Annotated in this window: 27 protein-coding genes; 18 read left to right on the forward strand and 9 right to left on the reverse strand. The window is 65.5% G+C overall.

What is annotated here, in order from left to right; genetic code table 11:
* Positions 1-457: 457 nt before the first annotated feature.
* The 3 genes from JWQ90_RS18515 (at position 458) to JWQ90_RS18525 (ending at position 2647) form a co-directional block, all read left to right on the forward strand.
* Entirely contained in the window at positions 458-1606 is a 1149-nt protein-coding gene (locus JWQ90_RS18515; RefSeq protein ID WP_299696486.1) for an epoxide hydrolase family protein, read from the forward strand.
* Positions 1607-1815: 209 nt separating this feature from the next.
* Positions 1816-2196, forward strand: a complete 381-nt coding sequence (locus tag JWQ90_RS18520) for a VOC family protein (RefSeq protein WP_299696487.1) — start codon at positions 1816-1818, stop codon at positions 2194-2196.
* Positions 2197-2230: 34 nt separating this feature from the next.
* Positions 2231-2647, forward strand: a complete 417-nt coding sequence (locus JWQ90_RS18525) for a VOC family protein (protein WP_299696488.1) — start codon at positions 2231-2233, stop codon at positions 2645-2647.
* Between the two features lie 139 nt (positions 2648-2786).
* On the opposite strand, the gene JWQ90_RS18530 is transcribed toward JWQ90_RS18525, so the two are convergent.
* Positions 2787-3092 (reverse strand): hypothetical protein, encoded by a 306-nt coding sequence (locus JWQ90_RS18530; RefSeq protein WP_299696489.1) that lies wholly within the window; start codon positions 3090-3092, stop codon positions 2787-2789.
* Positions 3093-3255: 163 nt separating this feature from the next.
* Here JWQ90_RS18530 and JWQ90_RS18535 point away from each other — a divergent pair, with 163 nt between their 5' ends.
* From JWQ90_RS18535 to JWQ90_RS18555, 5 genes are all read left to right on the forward strand, one after another.
* A complete protein-coding gene (locus JWQ90_RS18535) occupies positions 3256-3924 on the forward strand; it encodes a tetratricopeptide repeat protein (protein WP_299696490.1) in 669 nt (222 codons plus the stop codon).
* 65 nt (positions 3925-3989) lie between these two features.
* On the forward strand, positions 3990-4883 hold the full coding sequence (locus tag JWQ90_RS18540) for a universal stress protein (protein ID WP_299696491.1): 894 nt from the start codon (positions 3990-3992) through the stop codon (positions 4881-4883).
* A 40-nt stretch (positions 4884-4923) separates the two neighbouring features.
* The gene (locus JWQ90_RS18545; protein ID WP_299696492.1) at positions 4924-5577 is read left to right on the forward strand and encodes a BON domain-containing protein; all 654 of its coding nucleotides are present in this window, start codon (positions 4924-4926) and stop codon (positions 5575-5577) included.
* A gap of 2 nt (positions 5578-5579) precedes the next feature.
* On the forward strand, positions 5580-5975 hold the full coding sequence (locus JWQ90_RS18550; RefSeq protein ID WP_299696493.1) for a hypothetical protein: 396 nt from the start codon (positions 5580-5582) through the stop codon (positions 5973-5975).
* Positions 5976-6052: 77 nt separating this feature from the next.
* Positions 6053-7480, forward strand: coding sequence for a WS/DGAT domain-containing protein (locus JWQ90_RS18555; protein ID WP_299696495.1), 1428 nt, complete (start codon positions 6053-6055; stop codon positions 7478-7480).
* Between the two features lie 111 nt (positions 7481-7591).
* On the opposite strand, the gene JWQ90_RS18560 is transcribed toward JWQ90_RS18555, so the two are convergent.
* Entirely contained in the window at positions 7592-8173 is a 582-nt protein-coding gene (locus tag JWQ90_RS18560) for an NAD(P)H-dependent oxidoreductase (RefSeq protein WP_299696496.1), read from the reverse strand.
* Between the two features lie 62 nt (positions 8174-8235).
* The gene (locus JWQ90_RS18565) at positions 8236-8463 is read right to left on the reverse strand and encodes a DUF2934 domain-containing protein (RefSeq protein WP_299696497.1); all 228 of its coding nucleotides are present in this window, start codon (positions 8461-8463) and stop codon (positions 8236-8238) included.
* Between the two features lie 184 nt (positions 8464-8647).
* Between JWQ90_RS18565 and JWQ90_RS18570 the strand changes: the two genes are divergently transcribed.
* From JWQ90_RS18570 to JWQ90_RS18580, 3 genes are all read left to right on the forward strand, one after another.
* A complete protein-coding gene (locus tag JWQ90_RS18570; protein ID WP_299696498.1) occupies positions 8648-10093 on the forward strand; it encodes a PAS domain S-box protein in 1446 nt (481 codons plus the stop codon).
* A 217-nt stretch (positions 10094-10310) separates the two neighbouring features.
* Positions 10311-12674, forward strand: a complete 2364-nt coding sequence (locus tag JWQ90_RS18575) for a phosphoketolase family protein (protein ID WP_366919545.1) — start codon at positions 10311-10313, stop codon at positions 12672-12674.
* On the forward strand, positions 12671-13789 hold the full coding sequence (locus JWQ90_RS18580; RefSeq protein WP_299696500.1) for an acetate/propionate family kinase: 1119 nt from the start codon (positions 12671-12673) through the stop codon (positions 13787-13789). Before JWQ90_RS18575 ends, JWQ90_RS18580 begins: the two co-directional genes overlap by 4 nt.
* 449 nt (positions 13790-14238) lie before the next feature.
* Here JWQ90_RS18580 and JWQ90_RS18585 read toward each other — a convergent pair whose 3' ends face one another.
* Positions 14239-14586 (reverse strand): cupin domain-containing protein, encoded by a 348-nt coding sequence (locus tag JWQ90_RS18585; protein WP_299696501.1) that lies wholly within the window; start codon positions 14584-14586, stop codon positions 14239-14241.
* 115 nt (positions 14587-14701) lie between these two features.
* Positions 14702-15478, reverse strand: coding sequence for a Crp/Fnr family transcriptional regulator (locus JWQ90_RS18590; protein ID WP_299696502.1), 777 nt, complete (start codon positions 15476-15478; stop codon positions 14702-14704).
* A gap of 214 nt (positions 15479-15692) precedes the next feature.
* Here JWQ90_RS18590 and JWQ90_RS18595 point away from each other — a divergent pair, with 214 nt between their 5' ends.
* The 5 genes from JWQ90_RS18595 to JWQ90_RS18615 all read left to right on the forward strand — a co-directional run bounded on the left by JWQ90_RS18595 (position 15693) and on the right by JWQ90_RS18615 (position 21354).
* Positions 15693-16304: an OmpW family outer membrane protein gene (locus JWQ90_RS18595; protein WP_299696503.1), complete on the forward strand. Its 612-nt coding sequence runs from the start codon at positions 15693-15695 to the stop codon at positions 16302-16304.
* 213 nt (positions 16305-16517) lie between these two features.
* Positions 16518-16913, forward strand: a complete 396-nt coding sequence (locus JWQ90_RS18600; RefSeq protein ID WP_299696504.1) for an Hsp20/alpha crystallin family protein — start codon at positions 16518-16520, stop codon at positions 16911-16913.
* 62 nt (positions 16914-16975) lie between these two features.
* On the forward strand, positions 16976-19417 hold the full coding sequence (gene lon / locus JWQ90_RS18605) for an endopeptidase La (protein ID WP_299696505.1): 2442 nt from the start codon (positions 16976-16978) through the stop codon (positions 19415-19417).
* A gap of 63 nt (positions 19418-19480) precedes the next feature.
* Positions 19481-20320, forward strand: a complete 840-nt coding sequence (locus JWQ90_RS18610; RefSeq protein ID WP_299696506.1) for an aldo/keto reductase — start codon at positions 19481-19483, stop codon at positions 20318-20320.
* Positions 20321-20442: 122 nt separating this feature from the next.
* Positions 20443-21354, forward strand: a complete 912-nt coding sequence (locus JWQ90_RS18615; protein WP_299696507.1) for a sterol desaturase family protein — start codon at positions 20443-20445, stop codon at positions 21352-21354.
* A 6-nt stretch (positions 21355-21360) separates the two neighbouring features.
* Here JWQ90_RS18615 and JWQ90_RS18620 read toward each other — a convergent pair whose 3' ends face one another.
* Positions 21361-22053 carry an AraC family transcriptional regulator gene (locus JWQ90_RS18620; protein WP_299696508.1) on the reverse strand — a complete coding sequence of 231 codons (693 nt, stop codon included), beginning with the start codon at positions 22051-22053 and terminating at the stop codon, positions 21361-21363.
* Positions 22054-22162: 109 nt separating this feature from the next.
* Between JWQ90_RS18620 and JWQ90_RS18625 the strand changes: the two genes are divergently transcribed.
* A complete protein-coding gene (locus JWQ90_RS18625) occupies positions 22163-22702 on the forward strand; it encodes a hypothetical protein (protein ID WP_299696509.1) in 540 nt (179 codons plus the stop codon).
* A gap of 114 nt (positions 22703-22816) precedes the next feature.
* On the opposite strand, the gene JWQ90_RS18630 is transcribed toward JWQ90_RS18625, so the two are convergent.
* A complete protein-coding gene (locus JWQ90_RS18630; RefSeq protein WP_299696510.1) occupies positions 22817-22966 on the reverse strand; it encodes a hypothetical protein in 150 nt (49 codons plus the stop codon).
* 110 nt (positions 22967-23076) lie between these two features.
* Between JWQ90_RS18630 and JWQ90_RS18635 the strand changes: the two genes are divergently transcribed.
* Positions 23077-23418, forward strand: a complete 342-nt coding sequence (locus tag JWQ90_RS18635) for a hypothetical protein (protein ID WP_299696511.1) — start codon at positions 23077-23079, stop codon at positions 23416-23418.
* A 288-nt stretch (positions 23419-23706) separates the two neighbouring features.
* Here JWQ90_RS18635 and JWQ90_RS18640 read toward each other — a convergent pair whose 3' ends face one another.
* Together JWQ90_RS18640 and dkgB are read right to left on the reverse strand one after the other, a co-directional pair.
* On the reverse strand, positions 23707-23952 hold the full coding sequence (locus tag JWQ90_RS18640; protein WP_299696512.1) for a hypothetical protein: 246 nt from the start codon (positions 23950-23952) through the stop codon (positions 23707-23709).
* A gap of 218 nt (positions 23953-24170) precedes the next feature.
* Complete coding sequence (gene dkgB / locus JWQ90_RS18645) at positions 24171-24974, reverse strand: 2,5-didehydrogluconate reductase DkgB (protein ID WP_299696513.1); 804 nt, start codon at positions 24972-24974, stop codon at positions 24171-24173.
* Between the last annotated feature and the right edge of the window lie 8 nt (positions 24975-24982).

Genomic DNA, 24982 nt, shown 5'->3' on the forward strand with positions numbered 1-24982 from the left:
TCGCAAACGACGTAGGTCGGCAATCCTTTGCCGACGTGTGCGCCCTGATCCCTTGAGCACGTCGGCAAAGGATTGCCGACCTACCATCAGCGGGTTCAGGGTCCGTGAGCAGGTCCGCAAGGAACACGGGGCTCTCTATGAACCTTGCGCAGACCGTAGGGCGGGTCGTGACCCGCCGCTTTCGCTCGAGCTTGACGACGGCGGGTCATGCCCAGTGAGCAGGTCCGCAGGGAACAGGCGGCCACCCAGTATCAACTGGCACGGAGGGTAGATGCCCCGCGCTTCAAGCCGACGTGAAAGCGGGGCGTTAGGCATCAGAAGTACGACCGGCGGCGGCTGACCAGAGAGGTCGCCTACCTCCGCGCACGGCACTGCCATGTGCAGCAGGCTCCTGCTCCTATCCGCTCTGACACAATGCATACCGTCCCGCTGAATAGTTTCTCACTCGGAAATCACAGTGAAAATTGCGCCATTCACGGTCAATGTCTCAGACGCTGCGGTTGGCGACCTTGCTCGTCGCCTAGGCATGACCAGATGGCCCGATGAGGTTGGCGAAGGAACATGGGCATCTGGTATGCCGCTCAGGGTGCTGCGAGATGTTCTGGAATACTGGCGCGATCAATTTGATTGGCGAACTGCAGAGCGCAGGCTGAACGCCCTACCCCAGTTCAGCATCGAGATGGACGGGCGAGCCGTGCACTACCTGCACGTAAAAGGTGTTGATCGCGGATCACCTCCCATCGTGCTCACGCACGGCTGGCCAGGTTCGTTCGTCGAGATGTACAAGATCATCCCGATGCTGACCGATCCTGCGAACAATGGCTTGCCCGGGCATCGATCCTTCGATGTCATCGTCCCCTCCCTGCCCGGTTTCGGATTTTCGCAAGCCCCCGCCGGTCCAGGTACGAATAGCCGCGTAGTCGCTACGCTCTGGCACAGGTTGATGACGGAGCTTGGCTATTCAAGCTACTTTGCACAAGGCGGGGATATTGGTTCGGGTGTCAGTACTTGGCTGGCGCGCCTCTACCCGCAAGCGGTGCGGGCGCTCCATCTCAACTTCATCTCGGGTAGCTTCCAGCCACCGCTGACCGAGACTGATCGTCCGCTCTCCGCGGCGGAAACTGAGTGGCTTGCGGCCCGCGGCCGTTGGGCCGAGCGAGAGGGTGGTTACAGCCACGTTCAGGCAACCAAGCCGCAGACCCTGGCGTACGCCTTGACCGATTCACCCGTCGGCCTGGCTGGCTGGCTGCTCGAAAAGTTCTTCGCCTGGAGCGACGGTAGCGATGAACTGACGCAGAGGTTTGACCTTGATGAGCTGCTGACCAACGTGTCGGTGTACTGGTTCTCCGGCAACGTCGCATCCACGCTGCGCATGTATGAAGAAAACTCCCGTCAGCCTCTTCGATTCGACTCCGGCGAGCGGATCATCCCGCCGCTTTCCTACGCGCGGTTTCCCAAGGAGATCGTCAACCCGCCGCGCGAGTGGGTGGAGCGCGTGTTCAACGTCGCCAGGTGGACTGAAATGCCCGTCGGGGGTCACTTTGCAGCGCTGGAGCAGCCGCGTGCACTGGCCATTGACATTCATGAGGCGTTCTCGTCACTGTGAACCGACCCACTTTTGTGGCAGGACCGCGTTAAAGGATAGGTTCAACAAGCGACTGCAGCAGCCCGGACTTGAAGTCGGCCTTGGGCGCCATATGGAGCTTTCCTTTAACTCGATGCGGACGCTTACGCGCTGCAAGTCTGGATCAGACTGGAGCCGACTGTTCCAAACTGTTCGAGTGTCTCTCGATATCTAAATTTGGGGGAAGCGCCATGCATTATTCCCGACTCTGTGCGCTGCTGATCGACTGCAATACACCTGACATTGATCAGGCCGCCAGCTTCTGGGCTGGAGCTTTGGGTCGCGCGATCGACCCTGATCACCCAGGCACTCGCGGCAATTACCGCATGCTGGTGACGCCAGCTGACGAGCCTATCGTGCAGATTCAGCGCGTCGAACATGAGAGCAGGGTTCACATCGACATTGAAACCGATGACATCCCTGCTGAAGTGGCTCGGCTGGAAGAATTAGGTGCCAGCGTGGTCAAGCGCCTGGAGCGTTGGGTGGTAATGCAGGCTCCGACCGGGCAACGATACTGTGTCGTTCGCGTCCAGCGCCCAGGCTTTCCCAAGAATGCAAACCTCTGGACTTGAAACGACGAATCGTTAGGCCGACGGGAGAGATGTCATGAAACGCACCTGGACGATCATCGGTGTACGCGATGTGCCGAGCAGCTTCCGATGGTACCAGTCACTCTTCGGCCTGCCCGAGACGCGGCCGGGCCATGCCTACTTTGGCCAGATCCTCGATTCGGATGGAACTGTCTTGCTCTGCCTCCACCAGTGGGGCGCGCACGAGCATCCGTCGTTGACGAGCCCGGACCATGCGACACCTGGCAACGGGCTCCTCCTGTTCTTCCGCGTCGACGATTTCGATATGGCACTGCGTAGGGCACGCACGCTCGTCGCCCGGCTCGAAGAGGAGCCGCACACGAACCCGGGTACTCGAACAGAAGAGTTCTCGCTCCGGGACCCGGACGGATACTACGTCACGATCAGTGCGCTCTCTCCGCTCGAGTTGGCGGGCCACGAGACGCCGGCCTGACAAACGCATGCAGCCTTGGTCCCTGGATGCGCTATCGCCGCCTCACGTCGGCAAGGGATTGCCGACCTACGGCGAAGTGACGTCTTCACACACAAAAAAACCGGGGCCTGTGCCCCGGGTTTCGCGTCACCGCCCGCTGTCAGCGCGGCATCGCATTGCGCAGATCCTGGTAGGCATCACGCACCGTATCAGCCAGCAGCGTCAACGCTGATCCAAGCTCGGCGCCGGATTTCCCGGCGGCGTCGCGCAGCGGCACCATCTTTTTCTGCAGCTGATGCCACTGGGTTTCGGTTTCGTCCCAACGATCTTTCAGCTCGGCCTTGAACAGATGCGCCTGCAGCATCAGTTCATCACGCAGTTCGCGGATGCTGTCGATCTCCTTGATCGTCAAAGAGGGTCGGGGTTGCCGCGTCTGCGGCTGCGTGATTTTGTGGGGCATGTTCATGGTGTAGCTCCAGCACTGGGGAAGCCGAGTGTCAGCAAACCCGCGGCGCTCGACCTTGACCGCGGTCAAGTGACGCGGACGACACACGAGGTTTGACCTGGATCATCGAGAAGCGCGGCCGAAACGCTCAGGCTTGGCTGACCCGTTCAAGCGAGCACCGACGATGAAAGCCCTGACCGCCTTGCTGGCGCTTATTGGAGCCGTGTCTGCAGCCGCCTCCGCGACGCCGCTGCTGGCCGCGGTTCCGGACCTCTGGGCTTACAACGATGCCTGCGAGCAGGCCTTGCGCGACGCCGATTATCTGCGCGCCGACTATCGCTGCCAGGCGGCCGCGGACCTGGCGGCGCGGATCAGGCCGGGCACACCGGAACAGGCCAGTGCGCTGGACCATCTTGCACAATTGCGCGCCGATCAGGGCCGCTTTGAAGAAGCCATCCGGCTTGCCGAACAGGCATCCACAATCACCGAAAGTTCTTTCGGCCCGCTGGACCCGATGCTGGTGCCGGTGCTGCTGCGCCAGGCGCTGATCGAGCAGATCTGCGGCGACACCGCGCATGCCGAACTACTGCTGTTGCGCGCACAGGGCATCCTCGACCTGTCCGCCGAGCCCGACGATCTGGAGATCGCCGAGACCCAGCAGCGCCTCGGGCTGCTGTATTACGACCTGCACCGCTTCGACGAGGCGCAGCAGGCATTCAGCCAGGTGCACTCGCGCCTGGAGCGCTACTACGGCGCCGGCAACGTGCCGGAGACGCTGCTGCCGTCGCTGCTGCAGCGCGCGCGTGCCGCCGCCGCGCGGCCCGACGCGATCGCGCCGCAGAGCTGCCATTGATCCGGATCAACAACACGGCCCGGCGCATCGGCGACCCTGCAACTGTGCAAATACAAGTGACCACCGTGAACCATTTCAGACGCATCATGCTGCTCGCCAGTCCGTCGATGCGCCGCACCGCGGCTTTCGAGCGCGCCAGCTGGCTGGCTCAGACCACCGGGGCATCGCTGCACATCAGCCTCATCGACTATGACCCCGGCATCGCCAAGGCGCTGCAGGCTCATCCTGCCAGCGGCGAGAAGCTGCGCGAGGCCTATCTTGCGCAACGCCGCGACTGGCTGGCGCAGGAGATTCTCGGCCTGAAGTCGCGGCGCATCAGTGCAACCACCCAGGTCTGCTGGGCGAATCCGCTGAAGACCGAGCTGCTCGCGCAGATCGCCGCCTATGCGCCGGATCTGATCGTCAAGGATGTGCACCACGAGCCCTTGCTGCGGCGGATTCTGCTGCGGCCGCTGGACTGGCAGCTGCTGCGCGAATGCCCGAGCCCGCTGCTGCTGGTCGGCTCGCTCAATCACGCCGTGCCGAAAGTCGTTATCGCCGCCGTCGATGTATCCGGCGGCGATAACGCGGTCTCGCGCTTCAACCGGCTGATTCTCGGCCATGCACAGGCGTTGGCGACCGATTGCGGCGCCGAGCTCCATGTCACCTATGCCTTCATTCTGCCGGTGAGCATCGCCGGCGATTTCAGCGGCGAGATCTACGACAGCCTGATCCGCGCCGACCGCGTCGCCTTCGACGCGCTGGCCAAGGAATACGCGATCCCCAGCGAACGCGCGCATTTTCTGGTCGGGCCGCCGGCGACCGAGATCGTCGAGCTGGCGGCCAGAAAGGGCGCCGACGCGATCGTGCTCGGCGCCAGCCAGCATCCCTGGATCGACCGGCTGCTGATGGGCACGACCGCCGAAGCGGTGCTGGAACGCTCGCCTTGCGACGTGCTGGCGATCAAGCCCGAAGCCTGAATTTCCCTCACGACACGATCACCCGCAGCCGGAGTATCCGATGGACGATTTACAACTGAAGCAGGCCGTCATCGACGAGCTGGAATCCGATCTGGCGATCGACGCCACACATGTCGGCGTGCTGGTGCACCACGGTGTGGTGACGCTGGGCGGCTATGTCGCCAGCCACGCGCAGAAACACCATGCAGAAGACGTGGTGCGCCGCGTCAAGGGCGTCAAGGCCGTCGCACAGGAGTTGGACGTCAAACGCCAGCAGACCGCGGCACTGGACGACGAACAGATCGCCGCCAGAGCGGTGAGAGTTATCGAATGGGATTCGCAGCTGCCGCGCGGCGCGATCTCGGTGACGGTGGAACAAGGCAGGCTCAGCCTGAGCGGTGTGGTCGACCGCGATAGCCAGCGGCGCGCCGCCGAGGCCGACGTGGCCGGCATCCGGGGTGTGACGTCGGTGAACAACCTGATCACGCTGCTCGCAGCCGATGGCGTCAGCCAGGTGCAGGACGAGATCCGCGCGGCGTTCGAGCGCGCCGCCGATATCGAGGCCGAGCGCATCACCGTGCACGTCCACAGTGACCACACCGTGGTGCTCGGCGGCCAGGTGCATTCGATGATCGAGCGCGCGGCGGCCGAGAACGCGGCATGGTCGGCGGCGGGCACCATGAAAGTCGTCAACCGGATCGAGATCGGGCACTGAACATGAGCCGCCAGCTGCCGCGCTCCGTCTGCAGGCCGTGGATCGCGGCCCTGCTGGCGCTGGGTCCGGCGGCGCTGCCGGCGCTGGCGGCGCTGGCCGACGAATCGCCGCTGGGCATCAGCCGTTCCAGCGAGCTGCACGCGCGTCTCGAAGCCCGGCTGGACGCAAACGATCTTGCCCGGCTCGCCGACGGCTTCGATGCAACAGACCCGACGACCAACGATCGCTGGCAGAACAATGCCAGCCGCAACCGCTACGAACTGCAGATCGCGAAGCGTTTCAAAACCGCCGCGGGGCCGTGCCGCTCCTTTGAGCTGGTAGCGACGATCGATCAGCACCGGACCCGGGTACAAGGTCTGGCCTGCCGCAAGGACGATCGTTGGCGCGTCGTCGAGTGAAGCGTCCCGGGCGCTGATGCTTGACCGGGATCAATGCCGGCCGGCCGTCGCGCCTTCAGGCTGGAAGGAATCGAACCATGCACGCACAACGACACAAACGGGATGAACTCACATTGGATCGCTCCGGCACGCAGCTGGTGCCGGACTCCGAGTCGATGTCGTCGGTGGATCTGGCCTGGCTGACGATGGACCGCCCCTGCAACCCGATGGTCGTGGCCGCGGTGCTGCAGCTCGACCCGGTGCGCAGCCTGCCGCGCCTGATCGACACGCTGGCGACGCGGCTGCACGGCCATCCGCGGTTCCGGCAGTACGCCGACGACGGATGCCAGCCGGCGGTCTGGGTGGATGACACGAACTTCGAGCGCGCCTACCACTTCCAGATCCGCCGCTCGAGCGCGCCGATCGACGATGCGGCCCTGCGCGTGATGATCGCGCGCGAGCTGAGCCGTGAACTCGACCGCTCGCGGCCGCTGTGGCAGCTGAGCCTGTTCCGGCAGAGCCGCCGCCGCGTCGCGCTGCTGTTCCGCGCGCACCATGCGATGGCCGACGGCGTCTCGCTGATGCAGCTGTTGCTGAAGCTCGCCGACGGTGCCGGCGACGGCCAGGCGGCAAGCGCGCCGCAAGCCCATCACGCGACACGAACCCGCCGCGGCCCGCTGGCTTTCGCGATCCACGGCCTGGAGTCGCTGGACGCGGGCTGGAGCGCGATCCAGGCGCGGCTGGCGCGCGCCCGCGAGCAACCGGCGGACGCGATCCGCGACCTGGCGCTGTTTGCCGCCGGCACCGCATCGACGCTGCGCGTGCTTAGCCTGCGCGACCGCACACCCGCGCCATTCCGGCAAGCGCTGTGCGGCGACCGGCGCATCGACTGGAGCGCCCCGCTGTCGCTGGAGCCGCTGCACCGCCTCGCCCATCGCCACGGCGTGTCGCTCAACGACCTGTTCCTGTCGGCACTGGCCGGCGCTTTCGGCCGCTATCTGCGCGCGGCCGGCCCGGTGGCGCGCCGCGCGATACTGCGGGTCTCGATACCGGTGGATCTGCGCTCGCCCGCGGACGGCGATTTCGGCAACTGCTTCGGCCTGGTGCTGTTCGATCTCCCGGTCGGCGAGCAGTGCGCGCTGCGCCGGTTGGCGCTGGTCGGGCGGCAGATGCGCAAGCTCAAGCATTCGCAGCAGGCGCGCGCGATGCTGATGTCGCTGCGCGCACTCGGCCACCTGCCGGTGTTCGTCGAAAAAATGCTGGTCGAACGGGTCGCCGGCAAGGCGGCCGCGGTGGTGTCCAATCTGCGCGGGCCGGACGATGAGCTGGTGTTTGCCGGAGCCGGGCTCAAGAGCGTGGTGTTCTGGCCGCCGCAGACCGGCGAAGTCGGCATCGGCGTCAGCATGCTGAGCTACACCGGCCAGGTCACCATCGGGCTGTGCTGCGACAGCGCGGTGCTGGCTGAGCCGCATCGCGTCATCGCGGCGTTTCAAGCCGAGATCGACGAGCTGCTGGCGGCGGGCTGATCGCTTCGTTGATGCAACCAAAACTCGCTTGAACCGTAGGTCGGCAATCCCGTTGCCGACGTGAGGCCCCGGTTGCGCATCGGGCGCACACGTCGGCAAAGGATTGCCGACCTACCGGCCCTGCGCGCCGTAGCGACTCATCAGCGGCAACCACTTCGCGTGAATGCGCTCGTGCTTGCCCTCGACGGTACCGATCAGCGTCGTCCGCACCGGGCCGATGCCGGAAAACTTGAGCACGTTGCGAACCAGGCTCTTGAGCCCGTGCGACAAAAAGTAGTAGCGGTACACCAGCGCCGGCATGCCCATGGTCACGATCACGCGCGCCGAGCGGCCGCCCAGGCACTGCTTCCATCCGCGTGCCGCGGGATCGACCGCGAAACCGGGGCGGAACACCTGCTCCAGAAACGCCTTCAGCGTCGCCGGCATCGAGCCCAGCCACAGCGGATGCACCACCAGCAGATGATCCGCCCACAGGATCACCTGCTGCGCGGCCAGCACCGCGTCCGGCACCGGGCCACTTTCCCATTCCGCCTTGCTGTGCAGCATCGGGATGTCCAGCTCGGCGACATTGAGCTGCCGCACCTCGTGCCCCGCTCTCTCGGCCGCCTCGCAATACGCCCGGGCCAGCGCGTGGCCGAGGTGATGATCGCTTATGTCCGGGTGCCCCTGGATGATCGCGATGCGCTTGCCCATGACGTGATCCTGTAGTGGTGATGGCGCAAGCCAAGCGGCTCACGCGGCGTGATACTGCTATTTCACGGGCCGGTATCGCAGTAGTAGTCGCCGAGAAACTTCGCCCGGATCTGCGCTTCGGCCTGCAGCCAGTCGTCGCGATCGTGGCCCGGCGCGAAGCCGCGGGCCTGGGCCAGAAAATAGGCGGCGTCCGCAATCAGATCGAAGTGCTGATCGGCGCTGACACGGCGACAATGGGCGGGAATGTGAGGTGCCGGCGCGATGACCACCGGCTCGCTTGAAGAATTCATGACGTTACCTGCTGGCTTGGCTGCTAATGTGGGCTCAGCATGCGGCGCCCAGGGCGCAGCGCGCCTTGACGGCGGTCAAACCAGCCGAGCACGCCGGGGCGAGCATCGAGGGCCGGTGATTCAGCTGCCCACCGACAACACACGTTAGGATCGGCCTCGTTTCCGCCATCGCAAGGAGCCGCCTATGCCCGGAAGACTGCTCGTCGCGATCGTGGATCTCGGTGGCGGCATCCGCCTGCTGAACGAGCATTGCGAGCAGGCGATCGGCCTGAGTCCGGCTCTTGCACAGGGGCGCCTCGTCTGGGAAACACTCGCAGCACCCGAGCAGGCCGACAAAATGCGAGCGGCGTTCGCCAGCGCCGCAGCCGGAGCTGCGGTGCCGGATCAACAAGGGCACTGGCAGGCAGCCGATGGCACGCGCTTCGGCGTCCACTGGGGCTACTCGGCGCTGCGCGATGCCGACGGCAAGCCGCAGCAGGTGGTCATCACCGGCTCGGATCTGCGCGTCACGCGCAGCATCCAGGCCGAGCTGATCGAGGCCCTGGACCGCCAGCAGGCGATCCTCGACACCGCGGTAGACGGCATCATCACCATCGGCGAGAGCGGCGACATCCAGTCGTTCAACCGCGCCGCGGAACGCATCTTCGGATACCGCGCCGGCGAAGTGATCGGGCGCAACGTGTCGATGCTGATGCCGGCGCCGTATCGCGCCGAGCACGATGGCTATCTGAACAACTACCTGAGCACGCATCGCAAGAAAGTCATCGGCATCGGCCGCGAAGTCCGCGGCCTGCGCAAGGACGGCACCCAGTTCCCGCTCGAGCTATCGGTGGGTGAAGTGGTGACCTCGGGCGAGCGTGTTTTTACCGGCATCATCCGCGACAGCACCGACCGCAACCTGATGGAGATCGAGTCGCGCCGGCGCCAGGACGAACTCGCGCACCTGAGCCGCATCCACTCGATGGGCGATCTGGCCGCCGGCCTCGCGCACGAGATCACCCAGCCGCTGACCGCGATCCTGAGCACGGCCAGCGCCTGCATCCGGATGGTGGACTCGGCGACCGCGGACGCCGAGCTGCTGCGCGAATCGATGTCGCAAATCGCCCAGCAGGCGGATCGCGCGGCCGAGGTGATTCGCCGGCTGCGCCGCTACGTGCGACGCGGCGAAGTCGAGAGCGAGCTACACGACATCGCTTCCTGCGTCGACGAGGCGATCGAACTGCTGCAGCACGATCTGAAAGTCCATGGGCTCCGGGTGACGGTCACTGCGCCGCCGGCGCTGCCACGGCTGCTGCTGGACCGGATCCAGATCGAGCAGGTGCTGATCAACCTGATCCGCAACGCGATCCAGGCCTGGGTGGCGGTGCCGGACCTGGCGCCGGTGCTCGAGGTGGAGATCGGCACGACCACCGCGCCGGCCGGCGTCAGCCTCAGTGTCGCGGACAACGGCCCTGGCCTGGGGCCCGATGCAGAGCAGGTCTTCGCCGCGTTCTTCACCACCAAGCCCGAAGGCCTCGGCCAGGGCCTTTCGATCTGCCGCCGCATCCTCGAATCGCACGGCGGCAGCATCCAGGCGCGCAACCGCGAGGGGCGCGGCGCGGTGTTCACGCTGTGGCTGCCGTTGCCGTAGGCCGGCATCGCGGTCAAGGACCGCTCCTACAGGCCTATTGCGCACCGGTGATACGCGACTGTAGGAGCGGTCCTTGACCGCGATTCAGACTTCGTAGCCCGGGTGGCAGTCCTTGACCTGGATCATGGCCGGTTCAGCGCAAAGCGTCGAAGGTAGGGACCGACGTCCAGCGCAATCGCGCGGCAGCCTGCCAGAGCACCCGATGACACCCGCACTATTGACCCCCGCACTCTCTCCCGAGCTTCTGCACAAAATCGACGCCTACTGGCGCGCCGCCAATTACCTGTCGGTCGGCCAGATCTACCTGCAGGACAATGCGCTGCTCGAAACGCCGCTGCTGCTGGAGCACATCAAGCCGCGCCTGCTCGGCCACTGGGGCACGACGCCGGGCCTGAATTTTTTGTACGTGCACTTGAACCGGCTGATCAAGCAGCACGATCTGAACATGATCTACGTGATCGGCCCCGGTCACGGCGGGCCCGGCATCGTCGCGCAGACCTACCTGGAAGGCTCGTATACCGAGCGCTATCCGGCGATCGAGCGCAACCGCAACGGCCTGCTGCGGCTGTTGCGCCAGTTCTCCTGGCCCAATGGCGTGCCCAGCCACGTCTCGCCGGAAACGCCGGGCTCGATCCACGAAGGCGGCGAACTGGGCTATTCGCTGGCGCATGCCTACGGCGCCGCATTCGACAATCCCGACCTGATCGTCGCCTGCGTCGTCGGTGACGGCGAAGCCGAAACCGGCGCGCTCGCGGCGAGCTGGCACTCGAACAAATTCCTGAATCCGGCGCGCGACGGCGCGGTGCTGCCGATCCTGCATCTGAACGGCTACAAGATCGCCAACCCGACGATACTCGCGCGCATCAGCCGCCAGGAACTCAGCGATCTGATGCGCGGCTACGGCTACGAGCCCTACTTCGTCGAAGGCGACGAGCCGATGCAGGTGCATCAGGATCTGGCGGCGACGCTGGACCGCATCCTGCTGCGCATCCAGCAGATCCAGAACGCGGCGCGCGCGGCCGATGCGCCGGCGGCGCTGGAGCGGCCACTGTGGCCGATGATCGTGTTCCGCACGCCCAAGGGCTGGACCGGACCGAAGATCGTCGACGGCATGCCGGTGGAGAACACCTGGCGCGCACACCAGGTGCCGATCGCGAGCTTCAAGAATCCCGAACACGTGCAACAGCTCGAGGCCTGGCTGAAGAGCTATCGGCCCGAGGAGCTGTTCGACGCGCACGGTCATTTTCGCGAGGAATACGCCGAGCTGGCGCCGACCGGGCATCGCCGCATGGGCTCCAACCCGCACGCCAACGGCGGCGAACTGCTGCAGATGCTGAAGCTGCCCGACTTCCACGACTACGCGGTCGCGATGGACGCGCCGGGCAGCGTGCAGGCCGAAGCGACGCGCGTGCTCGGCCGGTTCGTGCGCGACGTGATGAAGCTGAATCTCGAGCAGCGCAACTTCCGGCTGTTCGGCCCGGACGAGACCGCGTCCAACCGGCTCGACGCAGTGTACGAAGTCACCAGCAAACAGTGGATGGCCGGGATCGACGAGGTCGACATCAACCTGGGCTGCGAAGGCCGCGTGATGGAGGTGCTCAGCGAGCATCTTTGCGAAGGCTGGCTCGAGGGCTACCTGCTGACCGGCCGGCATGGCCTGTTCTCCTGCTATGAGGCCTTCATCCACATCATCGACTCGATGCTCAACCAGCACGCGAAGTGGCTCAAGGTGACGCGGCAGATTCCGTGGCGCGCGCCGATCGCCTCGCTGAACTACCTGCTGACTTCGCACGTGTGGCGCCAGGATCACAACGGCTTCTCGCACCAGGACCCGGGCTTCATCGACCACGTCGCCAACAAGAAGGCCGACATCGTGCGCATCTACCTGCCGCCCGATGCCAACTGCCTGCTGTCGGTGGCCGCGCATTGCCTGCACAGCCGCGATTACATCAACGTGATCGTTGCCGGCAAGCAGCCCGACTGGCAGTGGCTGGACATGGACGCCGCAGTACGCCACTGCAGCGCCGGCGCCGGCATCTGGCAATGGGCGAGCAACGACGCCGGCGAGCCCGACGTGGTCATGGCCTGTGCCGGCGACGTGCCGACGCTGGAGACGCTGGCCGCGGTGAAGCTGCTGCGCGAGTACGAGCCCGACATCCGCATCCGCGTCGTCAACGTCGTCGACCTGATGGTGCTGCAGCCGCAGAGCGAACATCCGCACGGCCTCGACGAGCACCAGTTCGACGCGCTGTTCACCACCGACAAGCCGGTGATCTTCGCGTATCACGGCTATCCGGCAATGATCCACAAGCTGTGCTACCGGCGCCGCAATCATCACAACATCCACGTGCGCGGCTACAAGGAGGAAGGCACCACCACCACCGCCTTCGACATGGTGGTGCTGAACAATCTGGACCGCTACCAGCTCGCGCTGGACGCGATCCGGCGCATCCCGCGTTTCGCCGGCAGGGTCGCCGCGGCCGAGGCGCGCTACTGGACGACGATGCAGCGCCACAAGCTCTACATCAGCGAGCACGGCGACGACATGCCCGAGGTACTGAACTGGCGCTGGCAACCGTGACGCCCGTCGTCCCCGAGACCGCGATGCGGATACTCGCGCTGAACAGCGGCTCCTCGTCGCTGAAGTTCGGCTGCTACCGCGTGTCGCGCTCGCAGACCGAGCAGGTGTTCGAGCACGAGGTCGAGAACAGCGGCCAGGCCGCCGCGTTCGCCCAGATCGACACGCTGCTGAAACAGGCCGGCATCCCGCGGCCCGACGCGATCGGTCACCGCATCGTGCACGGCGGAGCCAGCCTGCAGCAGCCCTGTATGATCGATCCCGCCAGCCTGCAGACACTGAAGGCGGCGACGCCGTTCGCACCGCTGCACATGCCCGCGGCGCTATCGGTGGTCCGCTATGCGAGCGAGCATTTCCGCGAGATACCGCAGGTCGCCTGCTTCGACACCGGCTTCCACAGCGGCCTGCCCGACGCGGCGCGCGTGCTGCCGCTGCCGAAAAACCTGCTAGCCGAAGGCATCCGCCGCTACGGCTTCCACGGCCTGTCCTGCGAATCCATCGTGCACCAGCTGGCCGGCCGGCTGCCAGAGCGGCTGATCGTCGCGCATCTGGGCAACGGTGCCAGCGTGACCGCGATCAAGGCCGGGCTATCGGTCGACACCAGCATGGCGATGACGCCGAACAGCGGCGTGCTGATGGGCACGCGCTGCGGCGACATCGACCCCGGCGTGCTGATCTACCTGATGCGCGAAAAAGGCTACGACCTGGCCCGGCTCGAAGAACTGCTCGATCATCGCTCCGGCCTGCTCGGTATCTCCGGCATCGCCAGCGACCTGCGCCGCCTGCATGAAGCGGCGCCCGGCAACGCCGACGCGCGCCTGGCGCTGGACATGTTCGCGCGCTCGGTGTGCAAGCAAATCGCGGGAATGATCACGACGCTGCAGGGCATCGACACCCTGGTATTCACCGGCGGCATCGGCGAGCACGACCCGGCGATGCGCGCCGCGATCGTCGCCGGGCTGTCGTGCCTGGGCGTGAATCTGGACGAGCAGTGCAATCGCGATGGATATCGCCAGATCCATCACAGCTCGTCACGCTGCGAAATACTCAAGCTGACATCGCAGGAGGATCACCAGATCGCGCGGCATACCTGGGCAGTCACCGGCACGCAGAACTGAACCCGTAGCCGATGCGCAACCGAGGCCTCTGTAGGAGCGGGTCATACCCGCGACTCAGGCCCTGAATGGCACAGTCGCGGGTATGATCCCAATGTCGCTACCTTAAGCGTTGCAGTCCCTTCTCCCGCTTGCGTTCGACGCTGCCCCGAAGGGGCGGATGAGGGGCTGTTCGGCGGGAAGAAGCCCCTCACCCGGCGCTCCGCGCCACCCTACCCAGGAACCTCTCCCTCCTCCGCTTGCGGGGGAGGGCCGGGGTGGGGGCGGAAGGCGCGGCGCTGTCGTCGCGCCCCCATCCCAACCTTCCCCCGCAGGCGGGGGAAGGGGCTGGCCGGTTCCGGGATTCAAGCCGGCAGGTGCAAGCCTGCGGCGGTCTCTCTCCCGCAAGCGGGAGACGGGATTTTCTTCACTAAGCTAGTGACATTGGGGTATGACCCGCTCCTACACCGTCTCTACGGCATCGATTGCTCTCCGCCTTGCGGCCCCCAGAAAACGACCCACGCATTGAGGCCCTCGGAAAAATCCTGGAACCTGTGCTCGGTGCCGGCACCGACGAAGAAGACATCACCCGGCACAAACGAATGAATCTGGGCACCGATGACGAGATCGCCGGTGCCGGATTGAATGAGGTACAGCTCATCGCGTTTGTGCGGCTGCTGCGGATCGGAGCCGACCGGCGCGTAAAGCCCCACGGACATCGAGCCATGCGACAAGCCCAGCGCATAACGCTCGCCTTCGGGCCATTGCTCGGAGGGCGCGCCCGGGATTTTGGAGAGCAACTCGGACAGCGATGTCTTCATCACGTCAACTCCCAGCTCATGATGGAACATAGGCTAGCGCAGCCGGCAACTGAGCGCGTCACTTCACTCGCCGGCAATCCCTTGCCGACCTGCGGGCATGGTTGCGGATCGGGCTTTACACGTCGGCAAGGGATTGCCGACCTACGGGATCGGCGCCCGCCGTGGCCGCTTGCCGCGTGTGTTCCTTGCTCCCGATCTGCAGGATTCTATCGGTGACGGCCCGGTAGCAGCCGCAGGCGGCGCGCTCCAGGCCGCTGCGATCGAGGATCACGATGTGGCCGCGCTCGTCGGTGATCAGCCCGCTCCTGCGAAGTCGGCCCGCCGCGGCGGCCACGGCACGCACCGATCCGCCTTCGATATCGGCGAGCATCTCGTGTGTCGCGTAGTAGCTGTCTCTGCGGTGACAGTCCTGAATCATCAGCAGCCAGTAGGCCAGCCTTTGTTCCGGGTTATGTGCTGCCAGGCAGGTCGCCGCCTGTTCGAGTTGCGCGAGCAGCGCTGCGGCGCAGAGGTCCAGCCTGCGTTTCAACTCCGGCGCCTGGTCCAGCACGACGTGGAAATCGCCGGAGCGTATCCATAAGGCATTTCCACCGCACAACACTTTGGCCCGCATCCGCCATGTAGCGGTGCCGGCAACCGGTGCCGATCCGACGACGCCGTCGCTGCCGATCAGCGCGAAAGCCCGGGGGCCCTGGCCGGATGTCGGTTTGCTCAGCGACACCACGCAATCGATCGGGAAATAGACGTAGTGAATCATCTCGCCCGGAAAGCCGATGGTCTCGCCCTGCTCGACGGTGATCGGCTGACAGCGCTGCAGTACGCGATCGCGCTCGGCGGTCGGGATGGTGTCGAGCAGGCGGTTGCCGCCCTGGTATCTCGCAATGCAAGTCATCGTCGTTACGGCTGTGCTGGATCAGTCGGCTTATCTTGTTGTCTGATCGGTGCTGGCGCCTTGATCCCGATCAAACATGGATCAAGTGGTGGATCAAGTGGCGACGGTGCGCAAAGCAGACTTGCGCCGGCACTCTACTGATGCAGATCAATGCCCGCACCGACAGAACGGCCGACAGTCTCGCCGCGGCATCGTGCCGCCAACGAGACGGGAAATGAACGCGACACCATATGCAGTGGCAATAACTCTGGGACTCTCCGCGGCAGGTTTTGCCGCAGGCGCGCAGGCTTATCAGAGCGGTGATTGGCTGGCACGCGCGGGGACCCATTACATCGATCCGAAGTCGGACAACAACGACGTGGTCAGCGTCGATGGCAGCCTGGGCATCACCGGCAGCCTGGTCTACTTCCTCAGGCCGACGATCGCGATCGATCTGCTGCTGGCGGTGCCCTATCAGCACGACATCTCGCTCAACGGCGGCGGCAAGGTGGCGGACACGCGGCATCTGCCGCCGACCCTGTCGCTGGTCTGGTATCCGCAGGTATCCGATGTTTGGCACCCCTTCGTCGGCGTCGGAGTGAACCACACGTTCTTCTTCGACGAGAGCACCCAGGGCGCGCTCGAGGGCACCAAGCTGCACCTGTCCGACTCCACCGGCATTGCCGCGGTGGCCGGCGTCGACTTCGTGCTGAGCCCGCGCTGGAGCCTGATGCTGGACCTGCGCTACATCGACATCGACACCAAGGCGACGGTCGACGGTGCATCCATCGGTGACGTGGAGATCGATCCGATCGGCTACGGAATGGCGCTGGGCTACCAGTTCTAAAGGCACATCGCCGTAGGTCGGCAATCCCTTGCCGACGAGTACCCTTCAATGCGTAATCGAGGCCTCACGTCGGCAAGGGATTGCCGACCTACGGGTGGCTCCGGTTAGCGGGATGACCGACATTCCGGGCCAGGTGGAACAAGCTGTCCGCCGGCGGTTGAACGCGCGCAAATCGCCGCCATCTACTACCCCACGCGCAAGCCGAGGACGACGATGAGCCGCAATGAAACGCTGTGGATGTGGGCCGAGGCCTGCGATGTGCTGGAGCGTGCCGATCGTCTGCAGCGGCAGTTCTTTCACCCCGCGCGCGGCTCCGCGCAGGCGGGCTGGGAGCCGCCGGTGGACGTGTTCGAAAGCGGGCATGCGCTGTGGGTGATCGTCGCCCTGCCCGGCGTCGCGCCCGACGACGTCGAGCTGATCATCGACGGCAACATGCTGATCGTGGCCGGCCTGCGATCCCTGCCGCGCGAGCTGCGCGGCGCCGCGATCCATCGGCTTGAGCTGCCGGCCGGCCGCTTTGAACGCCGCATCGCGCTGCAGGGCCGCTTCGAGCTGGTCGAACGCCGGCTCGAAAACGGCTGTCTCACGCTCGGCCTGCACAAGCGCTGAGCACCGGCGCTGATCCCCGATACCCGCAATCCCCAGATTCCGAATTCCGAAGGACGTCGATAATGAACCCGATCCTGCCGTCGCCGAACGCCAACAACATCCCGCGCAGCGCGGACAACGCCGCTGCCGCCGCGGGCGCGGCATCGGCCAAGCAGCGCGCCTCCACGCCGGCCCAGACCGAGTTGCCTGCCGATGCGATCATCCTGCTGCCGGTGCGCAACATGGTGTTGTTCCCCGGCATGGTGCTGCCGCTGGCGCTGGGCCGCGACTGGGCGGTCGCCGCCGCGCAGGAGGCGGCGCGCACCCAGCGGCCGGTCGGCGTGCTGCTGCAGAAAGATCCGCAGACCGACGAGCCGGGCGATGAGGATCTGTATCGCGTCGGCACCGTCGCCAGCATCCTGCGCTTCGTCACCGCTCGTGACGGCAAGCACCACCTGGTGCTGCAGGGCGAGCAGCGCTTCCGCGTGGTCGAGTTCCTGAAGGATCTGCCGTTCCCGGCCGCGCGTATCGAGCGCGTCCAGGATCTGAACATCAGCAGCACCGAGATCGAGGCGCAGTTCCATACGCTGAAACAGCGCGCGCTCGAGGCGATCCAGCTGCTGCCCGATGCGGCGGCCGAGATGATCCCGACCGTGCACGCCATCGAGTCGCCGTCGCAGCTGGCTGACTTTGTCGCCGGCTATCTCGACATCAAGCCTGCCGAGAAGCAGGAATACCTCGAGACCTTCGATCTGTTGAAGCGCCTGCAGAAGCTGCAGTGGCTGCTCGCGCATCGCGTCGAGGTGCTGCGGCTGTCGCGCGACATCGGCCAGCAGACCAAGGACACGATGGAGAAGCGCCAGCGCGAGTTCATGCTGCGCGAGCAGCTCAAGACCATCCAGAAAGAACTCGGTGATGACGAAGGCGGCGTCGCCGAACTCGACGACCTGGCCAAGGCGATCGCCGAGGCCGGCATGCCCGAAGACGTCGAAAAGCAGGCAAAAAAGGAGCTGAACCGGCTGCGCGGCATGCAGAACGGCGGCGGCGGCGAAGCTTCGATGGTGCGCACCTATCTCGACACCCTGGTCGAGTTGCCGTGGTCCAAGCTCGGCGGCCACGGTGTGGACGTGGCCAAGGCGCGCGAGATTCTCGACGACGATCATTTCGGCCTGGCCAAGATCAAGCGCCGCATCCTCGAGTTCCTCGCGGTGCAGAAGCTCAATCCCGAAGGGCGCAGCCCGATCCTGTGCTTCGTCGGCCCGCCCGGCGTCGGCAAGACCTCGCTGGGCCAGAGCATTGCGCGCGCCACCGGCCGCGCGTTCCAGCGCGTGTCGCTGGGCGGCGTGCACGACGAGGCCGAGATCCGCGGCCATCGCCGCACCTACATGGGCTCGCTGCCGGGCAACATCATCCAGGCACTGCGCAAGGCCGGCACGCGCGACCCGGTGATGATGCTCGACGAGATCGACAAGCTCGGCGCCGGCGGTTTTCACGGCGACCCCTCGTCGGCGATGCTCGAGGTGCTCGACCCGGAGCAGAACGGCACGTTCCGCGACAATTATCTGGGCCTACCTTTCGACCTGTCGAAAGTGATGTTCATCGCCACCGCGAATCAGCTCGACACGATTCCGGGGCCGCTGCGCGACCGCATGGAGATCATCCAGCTCTCCGGTTACACGGCAGCCGAGAAACTGCAGATTGCGAAGCGCTATCTGATCGAGCGGCAGCGCAAGGCCAATGGCCTGAAACCCGAGCAGGTGGCGCTGAGCGATGCCGCGTTGACCGAGATCGTCGAGCACTACACGCGTGAATCCGGCGTGCGCAGCCTCGAGCGCGAGATCGGCACGGTGTTCCGTTCCGCGGCGATGAAAATCGCCGAGGGCACCGCTGAGCAAGTCACGGTCGATCGCGAACAGCTGCAGGAAATACTCGGCCAGGCGCATTTCGAGAACGAAGTCGCGCAGCGCACCAGCGTGCCCGGCGTCGCAACCGGCCTGGCCTGGACGCCGGTCGGCGGCGACATCCTGTTCATCGAGGCCAGCCGGGTGCCCGGCAGCGGCCACCTGCAGCTGACCGGCCAGCTCGGCGACGTGATGAAGGAGAGCGCGCAGGCGGCGTGGACGCTGGTGAAGTCGCGTCATGCCGAACTCGGCCTGGACATGGAGCGGCTGTCGAAATCCGACATCCACGTGCACGTGCCGGCCGGCGCGACGCCCAAGGACGGCCCGTCCGCGGGTGTGGCGATGTTCACCGCGCTGGCCTCGCTGCTGATGGACCGCAATGTGCGCGCCGACGTCGCAATGACCGGCGAGATCAGCCTGCGCGGCCTGGTGCTGCCGGTCGGCGGCATCAAGGAGAAAGTCATCGCCGCGCATCGCGCCGGCATCAAGACCGTGATGCTGCCGGCACGCAACAAGCGCGACCTCGAGGACATCCCGCAGGACGTGCGCGAGGATCTGGAATTTGTCTGGCTGGAAAGTGTCGATCAGGCGGTGGCGGCGGCGATCGAGGCCGCCGCCGCGTAACAAGCGCAGAACGGCGGGTCGCGACCCGCCGCTTGCAATCAAAGCCACATCGAAAGGAACCCGATGACCACTACGTTTAAAATCGGCGGCGAAATCGAGATCAACCGCCTCGGCTACGGCGCGATGCGCATCACCGGCCGCGGCATCTGGGGCGACCCGGCGGACCGCGCCGAGGCGATCCGCACGCTGAAGGCTTTGCCGGAACTCGGCGTCGATTTCATCGACACCGCCGACTCCTACGGCCCCAACGTGTCCGAAGAACTGATCCGCGAAGCGCTGCATCCCTACGGCAAGATCCTGGTCGCAACCAAGGGCGGGCTGACGCGCACCGGGCCGGACCGATGGACACCGGTCGGCCGCCCTGAATACCTGATCCAGCAGGCGCATACCAGCCGCCGCCGGCTCGGCGTCGAGCAGATCGGGCTGTGGCAGCTGCATCGCATCGACCCGAAAGTGCCGCGCGACGAGCAGTTCGGCGCGATCCGGCAACTGCTCGACGAGGGTGTGATCCGCCACGCCGGGCTCAGCGAAGTCTCGGTCGCCGAGATCAAGGCCGCGTCGAAAGTGTTCAAGGTTGCGAGCGTGCAGAACCGCTACAACCTGGTCGACCGCGGCAGCGAAGACGTGCTCGACTACTGCACTCAGCAGGGCATCGGCTTCATCCCCTGGTTTCCACTCGGAGCCGGCGAGCTGACCCAGACCGCCAAGCTGCTCGACAGCATCGCCGCCGCGCATCAGGCGACGCCGGGCCAGATCGCCCTGGCCTGGCTGCTGAAGCGCAGCCCGGTGATGCTGCCGATTCCGGGCACGTCGAAAGTCGCGCACCTGCGTCAGAACGTCGACGCAGCGAGGATCGAACTGTCGGATCGGGAGTTCACCGCACTCAGCGGCAGCGCCAAGTGAGCCGGGCCAGCTGAGCAAGAGAGGCTGCGATTGCGCAGCCTCTTTTTTTGGATGCGCGGTTTGTTCAAGCGCGCCGCTCGTCTCCACCGGACACTGTCGGCTGCATCCTCCCCGGCCGACCCATGAAAGTTCTGTTCCAGCTCGTCTTCCCGTTCATATTGGGGCCCTTGTTCTGGCTCGCTTTCATCGGTCTGGCGGCGCTGCTGATCGGCACACTCGGTTTGTCTCTGTTGTGGCTGCCGGCCCTGTTCGCGGCGGCCCTCGCCTGCATCTTCGCGGCCGAAACTGCACTGCCGTATCAGCGCGACTGGAACCGCAGCCGCGCCGACCGCTCTCGTGACGCGGTGCATGCGATCGTCAACGAGGCAATGGCGGCGCTGTCTTTGGCCGCGATTCCGCAGGCCGCCGCCTTTCGGCCCTACACCAGCCTGTGGCCTGATCGATGGCCGTTCGCGCTGCAACTGCTGATGGCGATCGTCGTCGCCGACTTCGGCATCACGCTGGTGCACTGGCTCAGCCACCGCTGGCCATGGCTGTGGCGCCTGCACTGCGTGCATCACAGCGTGACGCGCCTGTACGGCCTCAACGGCCTGATGAAACATCCGCTGCACCAGGTGGTGGAGGCGCTCGCCGGCGTCGCGCCGCTGTTGCTGCTCGGCATGCCGATCGACGTCGCCGCGGTGCTCGCCTACGCGATCGCGATCCAGCTTTTGCTGCAACACGCGAACCTCGACCTGCGGCTCGGCGTACTGCGCCAGGTGTTCGCCTGGGCGCCGCTGCACCGCTTTCATCACATCCGCTACGGCGTCTCCGGCGATGTGAACTTCGGCCTGTTCTTCACGTTCTGGGACCGCCATCTGCTAGGTACCGCGTTCGACGGCAATGGCTATCGCCTCGCCAGCGATGATCTCGGCATCGGCGCTCGCCCGGACTATCCGGCCGGCTATGTCGCGCAGCTGATCGAACCCTTCCGATGCGGCGCGATCGAAGCTCCGACCCCGGCGCTGCCCGCCGGATTGCGGGGCCGGCGATAGCGCGTCTCAGTCGATCAGCTTCAAGCGCATTCCCGGCAAGATCCGGTCGGCACGCACGCCGAACATCGCGCGCATGGTTCGCGAAAGATGAGCCGAATCGGCGAAGCCCGCCTGGCGTGCCGCCGCGGTCAGCGGCTGGCCTTGCAGCGCCAGCGCCAAGGCCAGCCGCAGGCGTCGCCAACGCACCATGCGCCGTATCGGCAGGCCGAGTTCAGCCGAGAACAGGCGCTCCAGCTGGCTCAGGGACAGATCGACGCGCTTCGCCAGTTCACCTGCGCCGACCTTGCCGGCCAGCAGCAGATCGATACCCGCCAGTGCATCGCCGACGCGCGGATCGGCCGCGGGGCGCCGGGCGAGCCGGCGCATGATTTCAGCCAGGGATTCCAGCGTCGGCGCGCGGGTATCGACATCCGAGCGCAGCATCTCGGCCGCGATCGTCACTGGCTCGGCAAAAACCGTGAACATCGATGCCGGCGCGGTGATGATCGAGTGCTCGCGCATCGATTCGATCAGGAGCCGGTGGCGGCTGATGGTCTCGCCCTCCAGCTCCACCGTCACCGTTGACGCCGGTGACAGCAGCAACTGGTGTGCGTAGTGCGCATGCATCGAGGTCGTACCAGCGCTGCCGTGCAGCAGCACGAAGTCAGGCGCCATCCACAACTCGCCCGCCCACTGCGGTACCTGCGCCTCGGCGCTCATTCCGTGTTCCCCTGCTCTGCGATGGCTCATGATCCGCTATCTTTACTGGCGTTGGTCTTAGCAAGCCCTGCAGCATTCCCGAACGAACCCTTTCGAAACAGAGGTCGAGATGAGCGACGACAAGCAAGCGCAGCTGCAATTGCTGGATGGCCCCGGCAAGCTGCCGCAGTTGAAGCGGGCCTTCAACCAGACCAACGACGCGCTCAGTGCGCTGCGGGTCGAGGCCGGCGAATACATGCGCCGGGAACTGGAAATCGCCCGGCAGCGGATCGCCCTGGAAGTGCTGGAGAGCTTCGGATCCAGGGAAGCGCAACTGACCTCCGAACTGCTGGCGATCGAGACCGCGCTGGAAGACGAGAAAGACAGCCTCGCGCGCGCCGGCATCTCCAGCGCCCCGCGCTTTGCCAACTCGCCCGCTCCTCCGCCGGTCGGCACCGTGATGATCGAGGACGAGGAGGCGATCAGCCGGCTGAAGCGTACGCCGCGCCGCGCCCGCGTCGCGATCGTCAATCGCGACACCTTCGATGAGGCCAGCAACAAGCTGCGCGCGGGCCTCGGCGACGTGGTGCTGCAGATCATCAGGCCTGACGGCACGCTGACCAGCGAATACGCGCCGATGGACCGTTATCGCTGGAAGCCCGAGGTCTAGCAGCCTGCAGGTTTTTTCAACTGTGGGCGGGCAAAGCTGTAGGAGCGGGTCATACCCGCGACTGTGCTCTTGCAGGCCTCAGTCGCGGGTATGACCCGCTCCTACAGGTTTCGATCAGGCCGGCAGCTTGTCGATCACCAGTAGGGTCGAGCTGGCCGTCGCCAGCAGCTTGCCATGAGCATCCACCAGCCTGGCTTCCGCGAACGCGATGCGCCGGCCCACCGACACCGCGCTGCCTTCGGCTGAGCCCGGCGAATTTCTCATGTACGTCCATCGAACGGACTCCTCGGTTCCGTTAGCTTCATGCGATGATCCCGATCTCTATACATTATATTCATAATATCAAGAACCTCGGCAGAGCGGCTTGCCATGCCGTGCTGATCGCCGCCGTGATGCTGCTCGCGGCTTGCGATGGGCAGCACGACGCGCCAGCTACCGCCGAGATTCCGCAGCGCTGGCTGGGCCAATGGACCGGCCCGGAAGGCACGCTGCTGTGGCTGTCGGAGAACGGCGCTGGCTACACGGTCAAGATCCAGTCGCTCGATGGCCCGGCGACCTATCAAGGCGATGGGGTCGGCGATCACATCGAGTTCCAGCGCGACGGCAAAACCGAAACGATCCGCGCCACCGGCGGAAAAGAAACCGGCATGAAATGGCTGATGGACAAGCGCGATTGCCTGACGATCAAGCAAGGCGAAGGTTTTTGCCGCGGTTAATCATTCGAGCTCGCAGCTCGCTGCTGGCACTGTAGGAGCGGCTCTTAGCCGCGATTGTGCCGGTGAAGCCTCAATCGCGGCTAAGAGCCGCTCCTACAGTGCAGTTACCAAGGTAGCGAGCTGAAAGCCGGGCTGACCAGGGTGCCGCGCAACCGCGCCGTCGTCGCATGAAGAACGCCGGTACTGCAGCGCGGCACACAAGGTCAGCACTGAGCATGCATCGCATTGCATCGCCGGCCGCTGGCGCCCCGCGTCAACGGCCCGATCGTCGCGACGGATGGCGCGACGTCACCAGCGCATCATCGGCATCGGGCTCAGCGGATGCGTCTTCAGCCGGCTCGTCGAGAGCTGCACCAGGCGCTTGTGGAAACCGGCGTTCGGGAAGCTCGCCTTCAGCTGCCGCCGAAACTCGCGGCTCAGACCGAACGGGAGCAGACCCAGGCTCACGTCGATCCAGTCGGCCTTGCGAAACGCCTCGACGCGTTCGCCGTTCGCCGCGCTGTGCCGCGTGATCTTGTGGTGCTGCTGGATCATCGCGGCAATCTCCGTCGCCCAGGCCCTGCTCGACGAGATACTCCCGCGCGCGCCGTTCGGACGGATCGAGGTAGTCGAAAGTTGCGTCGGTCCAGATGCCGAGGTCGTGCTGCTTGCCTGTTGGTGTTGATCTAAGTAGGTCGGCAATCCCTTGCCGACGTGCTCAAGCAATCGGGGGACACACGTCGGCAAAGGATTGCCGACCTACGCTGTGGGCCTCAGTCCCACAGCGGCGCGAGGCTCGCCGGGTTGGCCAGCCGATGGCCGCGGTCCAGCGTCGCGATCTGCGCCATGTCTTCGGCGTCGAGCTTGAGATCCAGGGATTTCAGATTGCTCTGCAGATTCTCGCGCCGCGTCGACGACGGAATCACCGCGTAACCCTGCTGCATCGCCCAGGCCAGCGCCACTTGTGCCGGCGTCGCCCGGTGTTTGTCTGCGATCCTGAGCATCAGCGCGTCCTTCAACACCTGGCCATAGGCCAGTGTCATGTACGAAGTGATAGAGATGCCCTGGCTGCGCGCGAAATCGGCGAGCTTGCGGTTCTGCAGATAAGGATGCAGCTCGATCTGGTTGGTCGCGATCGCGTCCGCACCGACCACGTCGATCGCCTGCTTCATCAGGTCGATCGTGAAATTGGAGACGCCGATCTGCCGGGTCAACCCCAGGACCTTGGCCTCGGCCAGCGCGCTCATGAACTCGGCCACCGGCACGGCACCGCCCGGCGACGGCCAATGGATCAAAGTCAGGTCGACGCAATCGGTGCGCAGCTTCGCCAGACTGGTTTCCAGGCTGGGGACGAGCTTGTCGCGCGAATAGCGGTCGACCCAGATCTTGGTGGTCAGAAACAGCTCGCCGCGACCCACGCCGCTGTCGGCAATCGCCTGGCCGACCTCGGCCTCGTTGCCGTAGATCTGCGCGGTATCGACCGCGCGATAGCCGAGTTCAAGCGCGGTGCGCACCGAGTCGACCACCACCTGGTCCTTGAGCCGGAACGTGCCGACACCGAATGCGGGAATGCTCATAGGGTTCT

The sequence above is a fragment of the Hydrocarboniphaga sp. genome, assembly GCF_028291725.1.
GTDB lineage: Bacteria > Pseudomonadota > Gammaproteobacteria > Nevskiales > Nevskiaceae > Hydrocarboniphaga.

Excerpts from the sequence above, each read along its gene's own strand:
- JWQ90_RS18520 (WP_299696487.1), top strand. The coding sequence starts at position 1,816 with ATGCATTATTCCCGACTCTGTGCGCTGCTGATCGACTGCAATACACCT.
- JWQ90_RS18525 (WP_299696488.1), top strand. The coding sequence starts at position 2,231 with ATGAAACGCACCTGGACGATCATCGGTGTACGCGATGTGCCGAGCAGC.
- JWQ90_RS18530 (WP_299696489.1), bottom strand. The coding sequence starts at position 3,092 with ATGAACATGCCCCACAAAATCACGCAGCCGCAGACGCGGCAACCCCGA.
- JWQ90_RS18535 (WP_299696490.1), top strand. The coding sequence starts at position 3,256 with ATGAAAGCCCTGACCGCCTTGCTGGCGCTTATTGGAGCCGTGTCTGCA.
- JWQ90_RS18545 (WP_299696492.1), top strand. The coding sequence starts at position 4,924 with ATGGACGATTTACAACTGAAGCAGGCCGTCATCGACGAGCTGGAATCC.
- JWQ90_RS18550 (WP_299696493.1), top strand. The coding sequence starts at position 5,580 with ATGAGCCGCCAGCTGCCGCGCTCCGTCTGCAGGCCGTGGATCGCGGCC.
- JWQ90_RS18555 (WP_299696495.1), top strand. The coding sequence starts at position 6,053 with ATGCACGCACAACGACACAAACGGGATGAACTCACATTGGATCGCTCC.
- JWQ90_RS18560 (WP_299696496.1), bottom strand. The coding sequence starts at position 8,173 with ATGGGCAAGCGCATCGCGATCATCCAGGGGCACCCGGACATAAGCGAT.
- JWQ90_RS18565 (WP_299696497.1), bottom strand. The coding sequence starts at position 8,463 with ATGAATTCTTCAAGCGAGCCGGTGGTCATCGCGCCGGCACCTCACATT.
- JWQ90_RS18570 (WP_299696498.1), top strand. The coding sequence starts at position 8,648 with ATGCCCGGAAGACTGCTCGTCGCGATCGTGGATCTCGGTGGCGGCATC.
- JWQ90_RS18585 (WP_299696501.1), bottom strand. The coding sequence starts at position 14,586 with ATGAAGACATCGCTGTCCGAGTTGCTCTCCAAAATCCCGGGCGCGCCC.
- JWQ90_RS18590 (WP_299696502.1), bottom strand. The coding sequence starts at position 15,478 with ATGACTTGCATTGCGAGATACCAGGGCGGCAACCGCCTGCTCGACACC.
- JWQ90_RS18595 (WP_299696503.1), top strand. The coding sequence starts at position 15,693 with ATGAACGCGACACCATATGCAGTGGCAATAACTCTGGGACTCTCCGCG.
- JWQ90_RS18600 (WP_299696504.1), top strand. The coding sequence starts at position 16,518 with ATGAGCCGCAATGAAACGCTGTGGATGTGGGCCGAGGCCTGCGATGTG.
- lon (WP_299696505.1), top strand. The coding sequence starts at position 16,976 with ATGAACCCGATCCTGCCGTCGCCGAACGCCAACAACATCCCGCGCAGC.
- JWQ90_RS18610 (WP_299696506.1), top strand. The coding sequence starts at position 19,481 with ATGACCACTACGTTTAAAATCGGCGGCGAAATCGAGATCAACCGCCTC.
- JWQ90_RS18615 (WP_299696507.1), top strand. The coding sequence starts at position 20,443 with ATGAAAGTTCTGTTCCAGCTCGTCTTCCCGTTCATATTGGGGCCCTTG.
- JWQ90_RS18620 (WP_299696508.1), bottom strand. The coding sequence starts at position 22,053 with ATGAGCGCCGAGGCGCAGGTACCGCAGTGGGCGGGCGAGTTGTGGATG.
- JWQ90_RS18625 (WP_299696509.1), top strand. The coding sequence starts at position 22,163 with ATGAGCGACGACAAGCAAGCGCAGCTGCAATTGCTGGATGGCCCCGGC.
- JWQ90_RS18630 (WP_299696510.1), bottom strand. The coding sequence starts at position 22,966 with ATGAGAAATTCGCCGGGCTCAGCCGAAGGCAGCGCGGTGTCGGTGGGC.
- JWQ90_RS18640 (WP_299696512.1), bottom strand. The coding sequence starts at position 23,952 with ATGATCCAGCAGCACCACAAGATCACGCGGCACAGCGCGGCGAACGGC.
- dkgB (WP_299696513.1), bottom strand. The coding sequence starts at position 24,974 with ATGAGCATTCCCGCATTCGGTGTCGGCACGTTCCGGCTCAAGGACCAG.